Annotated in this window: 13 protein-coding genes and 1 pseudogene; 6 read left to right on the forward strand and 8 right to left on the reverse strand. The window is 65.4% G+C overall.

From position 1 onward, the window contains the following. The 5 genes and pseudogenes from DAD99_RS05750 to DAD99_RS05765 form a co-directional block, all read right to left on the reverse strand. A pseudogene (locus DAD99_RS05750) lies at window positions 1-241 on the reverse strand (hypothetical protein); the annotation flags it as partial. Between the two features lie 125 nt (window positions 242-366). Further along, complete coding sequence (locus DAD99_RS22260) at window positions 367-570, reverse strand: serpin family protein (RefSeq protein WP_227007717.1); 204 nt, start codon at window positions 568-570, stop codon at window positions 367-369. Between the two features lie 12 nt (window positions 571-582). Then, a complete protein-coding gene (locus tag DAD99_RS21535) occupies window positions 583-876 on the reverse strand; it encodes a serpin family protein (protein ID WP_227007718.1) in 294 nt (97 codons plus the stop codon). Between the two features lie 172 nt (window positions 877-1,048). Further along, complete coding sequence (locus DAD99_RS05760; RefSeq protein ID WP_193340732.1) at window positions 1,049-2,797, reverse strand: pyruvate dehydrogenase; 1,749 nt, start codon at window positions 2,795-2,797, stop codon at window positions 1,049-1,051. A gap of 242 nt (window positions 2,798-3,039) precedes the next feature. Continuing rightward, entirely contained in the window at window positions 3,040-4,434 is a 1,395-nt protein-coding gene (locus tag DAD99_RS05765) for an MFS transporter (RefSeq protein WP_193340733.1), read from the reverse strand. Window positions 4,435-4,687: 253 nt separating this feature from the next. On the opposite strand from DAD99_RS05765, the gene DAD99_RS05770 reads away from it, so the two are divergent. The 3 genes from DAD99_RS05770 to DAD99_RS05780 are packed head-to-tail and all read left to right on the forward strand — an operon-like array spanning window position 4,688 to window position 7,843. Further along, window positions 4,688-5,356, forward strand: a complete 669-nt coding sequence (locus DAD99_RS05770) for a response regulator transcription factor (protein WP_193340734.1) — start codon at window positions 4,688-4,690, stop codon at window positions 5,354-5,356. After that, window positions 5,353-6,819 carry a HAMP domain-containing sensor histidine kinase gene (locus tag DAD99_RS05775; RefSeq protein WP_193340735.1) on the forward strand — a complete coding sequence of 489 codons (1,467 nt, stop codon included), beginning with the start codon at window positions 5,353-5,355 and terminating at the stop codon, window positions 6,817-6,819. The genes DAD99_RS05770 and DAD99_RS05775 overlap by 4 nt, the downstream gene beginning before the upstream one ends. Window positions 6,820-6,859: 40 nt before the next feature. After that, a complete protein-coding gene (locus DAD99_RS05780) occupies window positions 6,860-7,843 on the forward strand; it encodes a TAXI family TRAP transporter solute-binding subunit (protein WP_193340772.1) in 984 nt (327 codons plus the stop codon). Window positions 7,844-7,956: 113 nt separating this feature from the next. Here DAD99_RS05780 and DAD99_RS05785 read toward each other — a convergent pair whose 3' ends face one another. Continuing rightward, on the reverse strand, window positions 7,957-9,471 hold the full coding sequence (locus DAD99_RS05785) for an XRE family transcriptional regulator (protein ID WP_185262478.1): 1,515 nt from the start codon (window positions 9,469-9,471) through the stop codon (window positions 7,957-7,959). A 152-nt stretch (window positions 9,472-9,623) separates the two neighbouring features. Between DAD99_RS05785 and aceA the strand changes: the two genes are divergently transcribed. Together aceA and aceB are read left to right on the forward strand one after the other, a co-directional pair. Next, window positions 9,624-10,940: an isocitrate lyase gene (gene aceA, locus DAD99_RS05790; protein WP_185262477.1), complete on the forward strand. Its 1,317-nt coding sequence runs from the start codon at window positions 9,624-9,626 to the stop codon at window positions 10,938-10,940. 93 nt (window positions 10,941-11,033) lie between these two features. Next, entirely contained in the window at window positions 11,034-12,686 is a 1,653-nt protein-coding gene (gene aceB / locus DAD99_RS05795) for a malate synthase A (protein WP_185262476.1), read from the forward strand. 226 nt (window positions 12,687-12,912) lie between these two features. On the opposite strand, the gene DAD99_RS05800 is transcribed toward aceB, so the two are convergent. Beyond that, on the reverse strand, window positions 12,913-14,109 hold the full coding sequence (locus DAD99_RS05800) for a CynX/NimT family MFS transporter (protein WP_193340736.1): 1,197 nt from the start codon (window positions 14,107-14,109) through the stop codon (window positions 12,913-12,915). A 185-nt stretch (window positions 14,110-14,294) separates the two neighbouring features. Here DAD99_RS05800 and DAD99_RS05805 point away from each other — a divergent pair, with 185 nt between their 5' ends. Beyond that, the gene (locus tag DAD99_RS05805) at window positions 14,295-15,257 is read left to right on the forward strand and encodes a D-2-hydroxyacid dehydrogenase family protein (protein ID WP_193340737.1); all 963 of its coding nucleotides are present in this window, start codon (window positions 14,295-14,297) and stop codon (window positions 15,255-15,257) included. A 28-nt stretch (window positions 15,258-15,285) separates the two neighbouring features. On the opposite strand, the gene DAD99_RS05810 is transcribed toward DAD99_RS05805, so the two are convergent. Next, window positions 15,286-16,497 (reverse strand): ROK family transcriptional regulator, encoded by a 1,212-nt coding sequence (locus DAD99_RS05810; RefSeq protein ID WP_193340738.1) that lies wholly within the window; start codon window positions 16,495-16,497, stop codon window positions 15,286-15,288. Window positions 16,498-16,526 lie beyond the last annotated feature (29 nt).

The following is a 16,526-nucleotide window of genomic DNA, read 5'->3' on the forward strand; positions in this document are numbered from 1 at the left end:
CGCGTGCTTTTTCAAACGCGGAGAGCTCACGATTTGTAGGGACCATGCCTCCATGCTCCCGCGGAATCAGGCCACGGTCGATATCGCCCTGGACCAACATCTTGCGCCACCTGCGGAACGTCCAGTCGGAAATGGACTTCGAGGCAAGCCACTCCTTCCTGGTCCCGTGCGGCTGCAAATAATACTCATGCATGAACTCACGGATCTCTTCACGCGTAAAACCCTTGTTATCAACGGGCACCGCCGGCTCCTTCAATCAACAGCTAATGAATGACTCACAACCAGCTTGACGAAGAGGGGCTCTCTCACTTTCTTAGGGAAAGTGAGAGAGCGTTTGGGGTTTTCCTGCATTAACTGAGAGAGCGTCTACCGCGGGTCGGCCACCGTTCCCATGAAGAGCGGCAGGCCCGTTGCAACATGCACGATCTGGTAGTGGAACGGCCGGTTGAAGCTAATGGACCGCTCAGGCCCCGGCGGAGCGCTGGAGACAGCTCCGTTGATCTGAGTGACAGCGGTCCCAGCGCGGTAGCTGGATCTGCACCCGCTCCAGTGCTCCAGCGTCGAAGGCATCCGCGATTTCCGTCAGCATTTCCGCACTGAAAACTGCGGAGGCTGCCTTTCGAGCGAGCGGAGAACCGAGTTCATGGCCGCATCGCGCTTCGCTGCGGGAAATCGCAGGACGCTGTCCATCTCGGCCGCCGTCTCGCCGTACGCTCCCGCACGAAGCATGGCGAGGGCAACCAGAAGGCTCCCGGGCGAGGACACGATGTTTCCGTTGGAGCCGTCGCCGCCATTGGTCAGCAGGGCCTCGCCGAGGACCAGAGCGGAAGTCCGGAAGGAACGCAGCTCGGCGGTATACCCCGCCGAGCGCCACAATCCGCTGTGAACGAAACACTTCAGTTGCCTCCCGCGGCGCACAAGGGCGGGAATCCGCCTTCTCCCAGTCAAACAGCGACGGCGGTGCAAGACGATGACGGCAGGGTCACGCTTTGCACTCATTTTGCTTTCGCCGATCCGCACGGCGCACAGGACGCGCGGCGCGCCGAGCCTACCGCCGGGGAATGTTCCGCAGGTTGCTCCGGGCCATACTGACCGCCTCACCGGCACCGCGGTTCAGCACCACCTTGGACATGGCAGTCGCGAAACCAAGCACCTGGGATCCGGAAATCTTCGGCGGAATCGAGAGGGCCTGCGGATCCGTAATCAACTCCACCAGCGACGGACCGGGATGGGCGAAGGCTGCGCGGTAAGCCCCCTCGATCCGCGCCGGGTCCGTAACCCGCACGGCATGGAATCCCAGGGCCCGGGCGACGGCGGCGTAGTCGGCGTCGGGCACGTCCACGCCAAAGTCGGGAAGCCCGTCCACCAGCATTTCCAGCTTGACCATGCCGAGGGTGGAATTGTTGAAGACCACAACGTTGACCGGCAGTTTGTGGGCAGCCACGGTGACGAGTTCGCCCAGCAGCATCGACAGGCCGCCGTCGCCCGATACTGACACCACCTGCCGGCGGGGGAATGCCAACTGGGCGCCGATGGCGTGGGGCAGGGCATTGGCCATGGAACCGTGCAGATACGAACCGATCAGCCGCCGCGTGCCGAGGGGGTTGACGTACCGGGCCGTCCAGACATTGCACATGCCGGTGTCCGCCGTGAAGATGGCATCCTTCGCGGCCACCTGGTCCAGCAGGGAGGCCGCGTACTCCGGGTGGATCGGCTGTTTCTTCTCCACTTTGCGGGTGTAGGCCCCCACGGCCTTGTTCATCAGCCGGTCATGCTTCTTGAGCATCCTGTCGAGGAAGCGGCGGGTCTTTTTCGGCTTCAGCAGCGGCATCAGTGCGGCGAGGGTGGGCCGCACGTCGCCGTGGACTGCGACGTCGACGTCGGTCCGCCGTCCCAGCCTGTGCGCTGCACGGTCCACCTGGGCGGTACGGGTTTCCGGCAGGAACTGGTCATAGGGAAAGTCGGTGCCCAACAGGATCAGCAGGTCAGCGTCCTCGATCCCCTCCGCGGCAGCGCCGTAACCCAGCAGGCCTGTCATCCCGATGTCGTAGGGGTTGTTGTACTGAACAAAATCCTTTCCGCGGAGTGTGTGCCCGATCGGGGCGTTGATCAGTTCCGCGAGGGAGATCAATTCGTCGTGGGCGCCCTCCACGCCGGCGCCCGCGAAAATGGCGACCTTCCCGGCGTCGTTGATCGCCTCGGCCAACTCCCGGACGCTGGCCGGATCCGGGTTGAGCGTGGCGCGCCGGAACGTGGCGGGCAGCGGCGCTTCGGCTGTCGCTTGCAGCCCCGCGATGTCACCGGGAAGCGTGACGACGGCGACTCCCCCGAGCCCGAGGGCGTGCTGGATGGCGCTGTGCATCACTCGCGGCGCCTGCTCGGCGGTGCTGACCAGTTCCGAGTAGACCGAACACTCGTTGAAGAGCCGGTCCGGGTGGGTTTCCTGGAAGAAGCTGCTGCCGATCTGCTTGCTGGGGATGTGGGACGCGATGGCCAGCACGGGCGCCCCCGAGCGGTTCGCATCGTATAGGCCGTTGATCAGGTGGAGATTGCCCGGGCCGCAGGATCCCGCACATACGGCCAGCCTGCCGGTCAGCTGGGCTTCCGCTGCGGCGGCGAATGCGGCGGCCTCTTCATGCCGGACGTGGATCCAGTCGATTCCGTCCTCCTTGGCGCCTCCGGTTTGTCGGACCGCATCGACGATCAGGTTGAGGCTGTCGCCCACAATCCCGTAAATCCGCTGCACCCCCGCAGCCTGGAGCTGTTCGATGAGCTGGGTGGCGAGTTCCTTGGCCATGAGTGCACACTCCCGCGATCAGGTTGATTGGCTGTCAGGGCCAATATAGTCCCGCCGCCTGAACGCGCAACCTGATATACCAGGGACGCTCTCTCACTTTCCTTAAGAATGTGAGAGAGCGTTTGGAGAAAACCTGCAGGAAGTGAGAGAGCGTTCTGGTGCGGAAGTGGTGACGGCGGTGAACGGACGACGGCGGGCGGCCACCCGCCGTCGTGCGCTCACCGGAGCCTCTGCCTCAGCGTCTAGACGTTGATGAGGTCTTTGTCCTTGTCATCGTCCTTGGCAGGCCGGTTCCAGGCATCGCCCTGTTCGCGGTCCAGGTGCGTGGCCTTCTTGTTCTTCAGGGCGAAGATGTAGACCACCAGCGAGATGGCAATGGCAACCGTGACATAAGTGAAGAACAGATCCACCCGCCCGGCCTTCTGGAACGCGGCACCAAGCAGCGGGACCGTGCCGCCGAAGAGCGAGTTGGCGATCGCGTAGCCCAAACCGACACCGAGGGCGCGGATGGAGGCGGGGAACAGCTCGGCCTTCACGAGGGCGTTGATGGAGGTGTAGCCGCCAACAATGAGCAGGCCACCCATCATGAGCAGGAACGCCGTGAACGGATCCTTGGTGTTGGACAGGGTGGAGAGCAGCGGCCAGGTGAAGAGGACGCCGGTAATGCCGAACCAGAGCAGCAGCGGCCGGCGCCCGACCTTGTCCGAGATGATCCCGTAGACCGGCTGGAGCAGCATGAAGATGAACAGCGCCCAGAAGTTGATCACGGAGGTGTCGGTCTTGGCGATGCCGGAGGTATCGTTCATGAACTTCAGGATGAAGTTGGTGTACGTGTAGAACGCCACGGTGCCGCCGAGGGTGACGCCGATGCAGATCAGCAGCGGCTTCCAGTGCTGGGTGAACAGCAGCTTCATGGTGCCCGGCTGGGCTTGGCCAGCCGCGACGGGCGCCTTGGCGGCCGCGACCTGCTCGGCGGACACGGTTTCCTCCATCGAGCGCCGCAGCCACAGGACCACGAGCGCGGCGACGCCCCCGATCGCGAACGGGATGCGCCAGCCCCATTCGGTCAGGTCGCCTTTTGGCATAACGTTCTGCAAAACGACCAGAACCAGAAGAGCCATCATCTGGCCGCCGATCAGGGTCACGTACTGGAAGCTGGAGAAGAAGCCGCGCCGCTTGGACGTTGCAGCCTCGGACATGTAGGTGGCGCTGGTGCCGTATTCGCCGCCCACGGAGAACCCCTGGACCAGCCGCACAAGGATCAGCAGGATCAGCGCCCAGACGCCTATCTGCTGGGTGGTCGGCAGGATGGCGATGGCGAAGGAGCCGGCGGACATGATCGTCACGCTGAGCGTCAGGGCGGCTTTGCGGCCCTTGCGATCGGCATAGCGGCCGAAGAACCAGGCGCCGACCGGTCGCATCAGGAACGACGTCGAAAAGACGGCCATCGCCTCGAGACCAGCCTGGAGCTGGTCCGTTGAGTTGAAGAAGTGCGACTGGAAATAGGCGGCGAAGACTGTGTAGACGTAGAGGTCGTACCACTCCACGAGGTTGCCGGATGAACCCTTGAGGATGTTGCTCACGGCCCGGCGGGTCTGGGCTGACTCGCTTTGGACTTCGGTTTGCTGGGTGCTCATCGCTGAACCTTCCTGGGCTTCTGCGCCTTCTGGCTTACTTTCATGCTTTCCATGGCTTCGTTGCCCATGGTTCCTCCTCGAAATTGGCGGTCCCCCTTGAACACCGAGGACCTGATCCAAGTTATGCGTGAGCCAAGGCACATCCAACGTGGGAGGGCATTTCCTAACACTTCCTTAGGTTTCACCGGGGGAAGGGGTAACCTCCAAAGCGGGCAGGTTGCAGGTGCCCGCTCAACGAACAAGGGAACAGGACATGGAGTTGCTCATCGTCGAGGACGACGACGCCATGGCGTCCGCCCTCGCCGCAGCCGTTGCGACGGCCGGGCACCACCCCACCCGCGTTGCCCGCGGAGCCGACGCCCTGCTGGTCCACCGGAAGTTCGAAGTGATCCTGCTGGACCTGGGCCTTCCCGATATGGATGGCTTGGAAGTGCTGCGGAAGCTGCGCCAGGTCACGCCGGTGCCGATCCTGATTCTCACCGCTCGCGACGACGAACGCAGCGTGGTGCTCGGCCTGCGGTCCGGAGCAGACGACTACCTCGTCAAGCCGGTGAAGCTCGTGGAACTTCTTGCCCGCATCGAAGCCGTCACCCGGCGTGCCGGCCGCAATAGCGCCCTGCGGCAGCAGAGCGTGGTGCTGGGTGAACTTGAGATCGACCTCGAGCGGCGCGTGGCTGCCCTCCGTTCCGAGGTCCTCCCGTTGACGGCCACCGAGTTCGACCTGCTGGCGCTTCTAGCCAGCCATGCGGGGTCGGTGGTCACCCGCGAACAGATCCTGGACGCGCTGTGGGGCGACGCTTTTGTGGCCTCTTCCCGGTCCCTTGACGTGCACCTGACCGGGCTGCGGGCCAAACTCCAGTTACCGGGCTTCATCATCAACGTCCGCGGCGTTGGTTACCGGGTCGAGGCGGGCCAAGCGTGAAACTGCGCGTGCTGGGCGTCCTCAGCGTCATGGCGCTGCTCATCGTCATCATCACCTCCAACGCCATCCTGTCCTCCGCCAGCCGGGAACTGACCCAGGAACTGCAGATCAACCGTGCCGCGTCGCTCAACCGCCTGGCGCAAGTGGCGTTTGACGCAGCTTCCACCGGCGAGACCGGGCAATTGCAGACGGAGATGGACCGGTATTCCGGACTTTACGGGGAGGGAGTCCTCATCCGCCTCCAGCAGGGAACCCTTCGCGCCGGCGGCCTGAGCGAGGATAGGCCGGACGTCCGGGATTCGGTGGCCAGGGCGAACCTGAACCTCAACGACACCACGCTCGCCCCGCTGCAGCCGTTCGGGCCATCCTCCGAGGTGATCTCCCGTTCCTTTGGCAGCGCCAGCCAGGTCCTGGGCGAGGCCGTTCTCGAGGTCAACCTGGACGCTGCCCGGCAGAAACTTCGTGAGCGGTGGATAGTGGTGGGATTGGCGGCGGCAGCCCTGGCGGCGGCGCTCCTCCTGGGCGCGGCCGGCGTAACCCGGTGGGTGCTGCGCCCTGTGAACCGGCTGAACGCGGCCGTCACCGAACTTGAGGCGACAGGACGGACCGGCCGACTCCCCGAGGACGGGCCGCCGGAGCTGCGGGAGCTGAGCCGTTCATTCACCGCCATGGCGCAGACCGTCAGCAACAGCCTCGACTCCCAACGGCAACTGATAGCGGACACGTCGCACGAACTGCGCAATCCCGTGGGCGCCCTGCGGCTCAGGATCGATCTGCTGCAGCTGGAACTTAAGACCGCCCGGGAACACGACGCCGCGGCTGGGGTGCTGGCCGAGCTCGAGCGCGTGGAGGAGATCCTGGACGGGGTACTGAAGCTGGCGGCCGCCGAGCACAGGGCCTCTGAAGACTCCGCCCGGGGCCCGCTGGGAACCACGTCACGTGCGGCGCAGGCGCCCCTTGATCCTTATCCGGTTCTGCAGGAAGAATCCGAACGGTCGGGCCCTGCCGCCCAGCGCAGCGGAGCATCGATCCTGCTCGAAGATCCGCCTGCCCCCGCCGTGCACATCGCCTGCAGCGCCGCCGAGCTGGCCCAGATGGTCGGCGAACTTCTGAACAACGCCATCAAGTACGCTCCCGGCGCCCACATCTCGGTCGCTGCCCGCGCCCGCCAAAGCATGGTGGCCATCGAAGTGTCCGACGACGGCCCCGGGCTTTCGGCCGACGAACGGACAGCGGCTACGGGCCGCTTCTGGCGGTCCCCGGCGCACCGGACCACTAGCGGCACCGGGCTGGGCATGACCATCGTGGACAAGCTGGCAGCAGCGAACGGTGGCCGGCTGGTGCTTGCCGAGGCATCGCCGCATGGCCTGATCGCGCGCCTCGAGTTTCCGGGCGCAGCGGACGTGCCAGGACGTTTGCCGGGACCCTTTGCCGGACCGGAGCAGGTGGTTCCGCGTGGCTGACCTGACCGGAGCGCGCCTGACCGGAGCGCTGGACCTGCCCATGTCTCCGCCACTTCCCCCGCGGCGGACCGTCCTCAAGGCCGGGCTCGCCGGGATGTCCGGACTGCTCCTGCCGACCCTGGGTGCGTGCACGCCCCCGGACCGCCCGGGCACGGTCACCGTGGCCGGCGGCGAGCCTGGCGGCTTCTATCTGGAGTTCGCCGAGCTGTTGGCGGCGTCCCTCCAGCGTCACGGCGTAGCCGGCCAGGCGTCGGCGCTGACTACCGGTGGCAGCCTGGACAACCTCGAACATCTACTGACCGGCAAAGCCACGTTCGCCGTCGCCCTTGCGGACTCAGCCGCCCAACGCACCGCGGTGGGTGAGACGCCCGCCGTCGGACTTTCCGCTGTGGGAAAGGTGTACGAGAACTACGTCCACTGCGTCATCCGGCGGAACAGCGGGATCCGGGACATTGGCGGGCTTGCCGGCCGGACCGTGGCTGTCGGCGAGCCCGGCTCGGGGACGTCGCTGACCACTCCGCGGCTGATCGAAGCAGCCGGGCTGAGCACCACTGCCGGCACCGCCGACGGCGTCACGATGCTGAGCCTCGGCCTCAACGGGGGCCTAGCGGCCCTGCGGGACGGAACAGTGGACGCGTTGTTCTGGTCAGGAGGAGTGCCCACCGCGGCCATTGCTGCCGCGAACGACGACGTCGGGCTGGGTTTCCTCGATCTGTCCGCGCTGCTGCCGGCGCTGCGGGCCAAATACGGCGTTTTCTACGACCGGGTGCTGATCCCGGCGGGCGCCTACGCGGGGATTCCGTCCGTGTGGACGGTGGGCGTCGCGAACCTGCTGCTGTGCCGGAGCGATCTTGACGACCAAACCGTCAAGCGGACCGTCAAACTGCTGGTGGTCCACGCCGAGGAACTCATCCCGCGCTCCAGCCTGGGCGTTCAGTTCCTCAGCCCGGAATCCCTGATCAACACCGCCGGTTTGCCCCTTCACCCTGGTGCCGCTGCCGCGTACCGGGAACTCCACGGGTAACGAAACGCTCTCCCACTTGTTGCAGCAAATACGCAAACGCTCTCTCGCTTTCCTTAGGACAGTGAGAGGGCGTCCTTGAAAGACCCGCATTAGGTGAGAGAGCGTCCCTGCGGTCAGCTCCCCGAGTGCGCCGCCAAAAAGCTGTAGACCTCGGTCTCGTCCACGCCGGGGAACGCCCCGGGCGGCATCGCAGCCAGCAGGTGTGAGTGGGCCCGGGCAGACGGCCAGGCGTTGCCCGCCCACTCGGAGGCCAGCGCCGCCGGTGGACGTTTGCAGCAGTTCGGGTCCGGGCAGGTGGACTTTTCGCGGGCAGTGGTTTCCCGGCCGCGGAACCACTTCACATGCTGGTACGGTACCCCGATCGACAGCGAGAACTCGCCGTTGACCGAGCGCTCGGTCCGGGCTGTGCACCAGTACGTGCCGGACGGAGTGTCGGTGTACTGGCTGTAGGCGCTGAACTTGTCCGGCACATCGAACACCGCCCGCGACGTCCATGCCTTGCACGACGGCTGGCCCTCGATGGCGCCAGTATGGTCCATCGGGAACGTCACGCCGTCGTTCTCGTAGGCCTTGAAGATGATGCCGCTCTGGTGGGTCTTCTGGAAGTGCGTGGTGATACCCAGGTGCTTCGTGGCCAGGTTGGTGAAGCGGTGGGCAGCGGTCTCGTAGGACACGGCAAATGCGTCACGGATGTCCTCAACCGCGATTTCCTTGGCAGCCTTGGCTTTCTGCAGGTAGTCCACGGCGGCCTGCTCCGGCAGCAGCAAGGCGGCCGCGAAGTAGTTGGTGGCGACCCGCTGGGCGAGGAAATCGCCATAGTTCTTCGGCGTCTCGTGCCCCAAAACGTAGTGACCCAGCGCCTGCAGCAGCACGGACCGGGGGTCGTGATCCTGCCGCTGGCTCTGCGTCAGGTAGATTCTGTGGTTCTTCAAATCCGTCACGGAACGCGTGGAATGCGGCAGGTCACTCACGTGGTGGAGGGTGAATCCAAGCTTCTCGGCGATGTCGGCAATGACGTGCTGGCTCAGCGGCCCGGCCGTGTATCCCACCAGCCCCAGCACCTTCTGCGCCTCGGCCTCATACTCCGGAAAGTAGTTGCCGCGCTCGCGCATCATGGCACGCAGCTCACCGTTTGCGCGACGGGCCTCCTCCGGCGTGGCCACCTGCTCGTTAAGCTTGCGTTCGAGCTCGTGCAGCAGCCCCACCTGCGCCTCCAGCACGTCGGCTGGGAGCCGTGAGCTGATGCGGATTTTGGGCAGATTAAGGGACTCATAAAGGGGCCCGCGCTGGTAGCGTTCCAGCTCAATTTCCAGGGCCGCGCGGCGGCTTGGCGGTTCGGCGCCAAGCAACTGGTCGATACTCACGTTGAGCGCGGCTGCCAGCGCCTGCAGCAGGGAAAGTTTGGGCTCCCGTTTGCCGTTTTCGATCAGGCTCAACTGGCTGGGGGCGGTCCCGACGGCGGCGCCCAGGTCATCGAGCGTGTACCCGGCCTGCTTGCGCAGATGCCGCACGCGGCGGCCCAGGCTGATGACGTCCAGTTCCAGGGAGGCGGCGGACGACGGGGGCAGTACTACTTCGCGGTTCCAGCTTCCAGGCGTCATTTCTTGAGCATACGCGAAGAAGTGCATTTCTTTCCATAGCTTTCCCCTAGAGAAGTGTTCCGAAGTGCTGAAAAGTAGTAATCACGGAAAGAAACACCGCACCGGGGTAGCCGGCCGGAACTGCAACGAAGCAGCTCCGGCCGGCAGATACCACCCGGAGCTCAATCAAGGAGACAACGATGACTGCAGCATTTGAGCCCACCCAGCAGACGCCCGAAGAGCAGGCCGCCGCCCTGGAGCTCGAGTGGGCCGCGAATCCCCGCTGGGAAGGTGTGACCCGTGACTACAAGGCAACGGATGTCGTCAAGCTCCGCGGCCGTGTCTCCGAGGAACACACGCTGGCCCGCCGCGGTTCCGAGAAGCTGTGGAAGCAGCTCACGGAAGAGCACAAGACCGGCGGGTACACCAACGCACTGGGCGCCCTGACCGGCAACCAGGCCGTGCAGCAGGTCAAGGCCGGCCTGCGCGCCATCTATCTCTCCGGCTGGCAGGTCGCCGCTGATGCCAACAACTCCGGCCACACCTACCCGGACCAGTCGCTGTACCCGGCCAACTCGGTTCCCACAGTGGTGCGCCGCATCAACAACGCGCTGCTCCGTGCCGACCAGATTGAATTCTCCGAAGGCATCCAGACTGTTGAGGACTGGATGGTGCCGATCGTTGCCGACGCCGAGGCCGGCTTCGGCGGCCCGCTGAACGCCTACGAGCTCATGAAATCCATGATCCAGGCCGGCGCGTCGGGTGTGCACTGGGAAGACCAGCTCGCCTCGGAGAAGAAGTGCGGCCACCTCGGCGGCAAGGTGCTGATCCCCACCCAGCAGCACGTCCGGACGCTGAACGCGGCCCGCCTGGCCGCCGACGTCGCCGGCACCCCTTCGGTGGTCATCGCCCGCACCGACGCCGAGGCAGCCACGCTGATCACCTCCGACGTCGATCCCCGCGACAAGGAATTCGTCACCGGCGAACGTACCCCGGAAGGCTTCTACAAGGTCCGCAACGGCATCGAACCCTGCATCGCCCGCGCCAAGGCCTACGCCCCGTACTCCGACCTCATCTGGATGGAGACGGGCACCCCGGACCTGGAGCTTGCCCGCAAGTTCGCCGAGGCCGTCAAGGCTGACTTCCCGGACCAGATGCTCTCCTACAACTGCTCGCCGTCGTTCAACTGGCGCAAGCACCTGGACGACGCCACCATCGCCAAGTTCCAGCGTGAACTCGGCGCCATGGGCTTCACGTTCCAGTTCATCACCCTGGCCGGCTTCCACGCCCTGAACTACTCGATGTTCGATCTCGCCCACGGTTACGCCCGTGAAGGCATGAGCGCCTACGTCGAGCTGCAGGAGAAGGAATTCGCCTCCGAGTCCCGCGGCTACACCGCGACAAAGCACCAGCGCGAAGTCGGCACCGGCTACTTCGACGACATCGCAACTGCGCTCAACCCGAACGCATCAACCCTGGCACTGGTGGGATCCACCGAAGAAGGCCAGTTCCACTAAATTTCCCCAAGTAAGTAGCAGTAAGTGTCGTTCTGGAGGCTCACAACGACACTTACTGCTACCCAGCTGGGCCCTGCACCAGGAGAGATTGAAATGAACAGCTTCACTGACAGCTTCACCATCAACGGGATCACTTTGACCGCGCAGCCTGTTTGCCGGCAGGACGAGGTTCTCACTCCGGATGCACTGGAGTTTGTCGCCAAGCTGCACCGGGCCACGGCCGAGCGCCGGCAGGAACTGCTGCAGGCACGCCGGACCCGCCGGGCCGAGATCGCCGCCGGTCAGGACCCCAGGTTCCTCCGCGAAACCGAGGACATCCGAAACGACCCGTCGTGGCGCGTCGCTCCCCCGGCCCCTGGCCTTGAGGACCGCCGGGTGGAGATCACCGGTCCGGTGGACAAGAAAATGACCATCAATGCGCTGAACTCCGGCGCGAAGGTGTGGCTCGCTGACATGGAGGACTCCTCCACCCCCACGTGGCGGAACGTCATCAAGGGCCAGCTTAACCTCACCGACGCGCTGGAACGCCGGATCGACTTCACGAGTCCTGAGGGCAAGGAATACAAGCTCCGCCCGGCCGGCGAGCTGCCCACCATCGTGGTGCGCCCCCGCGGCTGGCACCTGCCCGAGAAGCACATGATCATCGACGGCGCTCCCGTGGCCGGCGGCATCGTGGACTTCGGCCTGTTCTTCTTCCACAACGCCCGCCGCCTCCTGGCCCAGGGCAAGGGCCCGTACTTCTACCTGCCCAAGATCGAGAACCACCTCGAGGCACGGCTGTGGAATGACATCTTTATCCTCGCCCAGGACCTGTTGGGCATCCCGCAGGGCACCATCCGCGCCACTGTGCTGATCGAGACCATCACCGCGGCGTTCGAAATGGAGGAGATCCTCTACGAACTGCGTGATCACGCGTCGGGCCTGAACGCCGGCCGGTGGGACTACATTTTCTCCCTGATCAAGAATTTCCGTACCCGCGGCCCCCGGTTCGTCCTGCCGGACCGCGCCCAGGTGACCATGACGCAGCCGTTCATGCGTGCCTACACCGAACAGCTGGTCCGTGCCTGCCACAAGCGCGGCGCCATGGCCATCGGCGGTATGGCCGCTGCCGTCCCCAACCGCAAGGACGAGGCCGCCAACACCAACGCGTTCGAGAAAGTCCGCGCCGACAAGACCCGCGAGGCCAGCGATGGCTTCGATGGCTCCTGGGTGGCCCACCCGGACCTGGTACCGGTCTGCCGCGAAGTCTTCGATGCCACCCTCGGCGAGCGTCCCAACCAGCTGGACCGCACCCGCGAGGACGTCATCCCCGATGACCGAGCCCTCATCAACGTGGCCGCCACCGAAGGCACCATCACCGAGCAGGGCATCCGGAACAACATCGAGGTAGGCATCCGCTACATCGAGTCCTGGCTCCGCGGGAACGGCGCCGTCGCCATCCACAACCTCATGGAGGACGCCGCCACCGCGGAAATCTCCCGCTCCCAGATCTGGCAGTGGATGTTCGCGTCCGCTATTACCGACCGCGGCGAAATCATCACCCACCAGTGGATCGAGGAACTGCTCGACGAAGAGTTCGCACGCCTGGAGCGCTTCGACGGCGACCGCTTCGAAGACTCCCGCGACATCTTCGAGGAAGTCACCCTCAGCCCCGACTTCCCGTCCTTCCTGACCCTCCCCGCCTACGCCCGCTACCTCACCGAGGCCCGCGAAAAGGCAACCAAAGAGGAGCTCTCCGCGGCCTAGGCTGCGGCAGGCTACTGAATAGATTTCCGTCTGCCGGGCAGGCACGCCCTTCGCAACAGGCATCCCCGAGATCCGGGGCGCCGGCCCGGCGACGGAACACCCCGTGTGACCCGCCGGCGCTCTCTCACTATCCTCAAGATAGTGAGAGAGCGTCGGTCGTTAAGCTGCGTTAAGTGAGAGAGCGTTGGTAAATCAGCAGGGGAGGGAACGTACGACGGCGGACGCGTCAGCGTCCTTTCGGCACCAGCCGCACGGCCAGGGTTGTGCTGACGAAGAAAATAAGCACGGACCCCAGGATCACCAGCAATGCCGGGGTCCACGAGCCCGAAGTGTCGTGCACAAACCCCACCAGCGGCGGGGCTACCGCACCGAAGCAGTAACCGAGCCCCTGGACCGTGGCGGACATCCGGCCCGCGGAAAGCTGGTCCCGGGCCAGCTTGATGATGGCGATGAAGATCAGCGTGATCCCGCCGCCCTGCGCGATGCCGCCGAAGGTGGACCACAGCCACCACAGCTCCGGCGCCAGCAACAGCCCGGCCGGCACGGCCGTCCACAGTGTGCCCACGGTGACTGCCGTCGTCGTCGTACTGAGATACTTGGCTGCGAACGGTACTCCCAGGCCGCCAACAATGGCGAAGATCTGGAACAGCGATGACCCTGCCCCGGCCTCCGAAGCGGACATGCCAAGCTCGTCGTTGAGGTAGCTCGGCAGCCACGCCGTCACTGCGTAGTAGGAAAAAGCCTGTCCGGCGAAGCCTGCGGTGAGCCCGGCGGTAATCCAGCCGGAGCCCTTGACGGCAGGGTGATCCTGCCCGCCGGGCACTGCGGCGCGGGAGGGCACAAACGCGGTGCGGGCGCCCACGGCGAGGGTCCAGAAAACGATGGCAATCACGGCCAGGATGCCCACGGAGGCCAGAGCCACCCGCCACCCGGCCAGCTCGGCCAGGGGCGCCGTGACCATCGATGTCAGGAATGAGCCGATATTCAACGCCGCTGTGTACACGCCCATGGCGGTCCCTTGGCGCAACGGGGAGAAGTCGCGGCGGATAATTAACGGCACTGCGATGTTGCCCACCGTGATGGCCAGGCCGATCATCACCGTGCCCACCACCACCGGTCCGGGGCCGCCTGCCGAGCGTACAATCACGCCCGCCAGGACACCAAGGATGGTGAGGGAGACGGCGAACTCCGCGCCGAGTTTCCTCGTGGTCAGTGACGCCAGCGATGCTGCGAGCGCGAAGCACAGCACCGGGATGCTGGTCAGCAGGCCCAGCATTACGGGGGTAAATCCGAGGTCCGCCTGCATCAGGTCAACCACCGGGGCAACAGCAACGAAAGGCCCGCGCAGGTTCAGCGCCAGAAGTCCGATGCAGGCCAGGAGGATCCAGGCCCTGGGAACTTTGGCCAGGAATTGTCCGCTCATGAGGATTCCGCGGTAGCTGGAAAGGATTTCATCACTTCCATTGCTACCACGCCGTGTTGTGCCGGAAGCTGCAGGCAGCGTCATGGCGCCCTGGCATACGATGAAGCTCACACGAGCCGGCCCCAACGTGCGGGATATTGAGCCGCGCCGTCGGACTGCCGCACCCCTCGGACGAAGGAACTCACATGCAGCAACGGCTTGCCATCCTCGACGACTACCAGGACGTTGCGCATGCCTTCACCGACTGGGCATCTCTGGAGGGGTCCGGTGTGGCAACGTCCGTCTTCCGCGAGCCCTTCCAGTCCGAAGACGCCCTGGCAGCCGCGCTGGCCGACTATCAGATCGTCATTGCGATGCGTGAGCGGACCCCGTTCCCCCGCACCGTGCTGGAACGGCTCCCGGGGCTGAAGCTGCTGGTGACCACCGGCATGGCCAACGCCGCCGTCGATGTGGCCGCGGCAAGGGAACTCGGCATCACCGTTTGCGGGACGCCCGGATCCCCCAACGCCGCGCCCGAACTGACCTGGGCTTTGCTGCTCGCGATCGCCCGCAACCTGCCGGCCGAGGAGAACTCACTGCGCGCCGGCACGTGGCAGTCCTCGGTGGGCATGGAGCTGTCCGGCAAGACCCTGGGCATCGTGGGCCTGGGCAAGATCGGGCGGCGGATCGCGGCGTACGGGCAGGCGTTCGGCATGGACGTGCTCGCCTGGAGCCAGAATCTCACCGACGAGGCCGCTACCAAGGCAGGGGTCCGGAAGGTCAGCAAGGAGGACCTCTTCAGGAACTCCGACATCGTGTCCCTCCACCTGCGGCTGTCTCCCCGTTCCGAGGACATGGTGGGTGAGCAGGAACTGCGGCTCCTGGGGCCGGAAGGCATCCTGGTGAACACCTCCCGGGGTCCGCTGGTGAACCAGGATTCCCTGGTACGGGCTTTGAACGAGGGCTGGATCCGCGGCGCGGCCCTGGACGTTTTTGACCAGGAACCACTTCCCGCGGGCCACCCTCTGCTCAGCGCCCCCAACACTGTATTGTCCCCGCACCTCGGCTACGTGACGGCCGAGAGCTACCGGCAGTTCTACGGTGGCGCGTTCGAGGGCGTCAAGTCCTGGCTGGAAGGTACGCCGGTCCGAGTGATCACGACAGAGTGATAGCGGCAGACTGATCGCGGCCTAGCAGCTAACCGGCCGCCTGGAGCGTCGCCTCAATGGCTGCAGGCGACAACACGTACTGCGTGACCATCTGGCTCGCACCAAGAATCGCCGCCTGGTCCCCGGCTACGGACAGGGCGATCCGCAGGTGGCTGGTTGCCAGCGGCAGGGACCGCCCATAGACCACTTCCCGAACGCCGGCCATCAGGTGCTCTCCTGCCTGGCCAAGGCTCCCGCCGATGACAATCACGGACGGGTTGAGCAGGTTGACCACGGTGGCCAGCACGTCGCCCACATCCCGGCCCGCCTGGCGTAAGGCCTGGATGGCCTTCGGATTTCCCTCGCCGACCAGCCGCAGAACGTCGCTGCCGTGGCGCGCAGGAACACCCTGCCGCTCCAGTTCAGCGGCCAGGGCCGGTCCGGACGCGAGCGCCTCCAGGCAACCATGGTTTCCGCACCGGCACAGCACGTCATCGCCGCGCGGCACGCGTACGTGGCCCAGATCGCCCGCAGTTCCATTAGCGCCGCGCTGCAGTTCACCGTTGCTGATGATCCCGGATCCGATGCCGGTGGCAACTTTGATGAACAGGAAATTAGCGTGCTCCGGCCAGTGCGCCGACCGCTCCCCCAGCGCCATTATGTTCACGTCGTTGTCCACCAGCACCGGCACTGCCAGCGAACGCTGGACGTACGGGACAACGTCGAACCCGTCCCACCCCGGCATGATTGGCGGTTTAACGGGCTTTCCGGTGGCGTGCTCCACGGGACCCGGCAAGCCGATCCCGACGCCGGCGAGGTCGCGGGGTTGCCGTCCTGTGTGCTCAAGCAACGCCCGTCCCTCCTTGATCACCCGGCCGAGCACCGCCTCTGGGCCGGCAGCCACATCCTGGGCCAGCCTCCGCTCCGCCAGAACCCGACCGCTGAGGTCGGTGACCGCAAGAATCACGTGGGTGGCGCCGACGTCGATGGCCAGGACGGCGCGCGCCGCCGGGTTGAAGGCAAAGCGCGACGGCGGCCTGCCGCCGCTGGAGTTCGCCTCACCTGCCGCGCCCACCAGGCCGGAGGCGATCAGGGCATCGATGCGAGCGGCGACAGTTGAACGCGCCAATCCGGTGGTCAGGGCCAGCTCCGCACGAGTCCGCGCCTTGCCGTCCCGCAGGAGCTGGAAGAGGTCGCCGGCGCGCGCCAGGCTGCCGCCGTGGTCTGGGGCGGCGTGCTCGGTTCCGGGGCTGAGGCTCATGGATCATGAATAACACATGAAACTTCTGC

Source organism: Pseudarthrobacter sp. AB1, assembly GCF_014926485.1.
GTDB lineage: Bacteria > Actinomycetota > Actinomycetes > Actinomycetales > Micrococcaceae > Arthrobacter.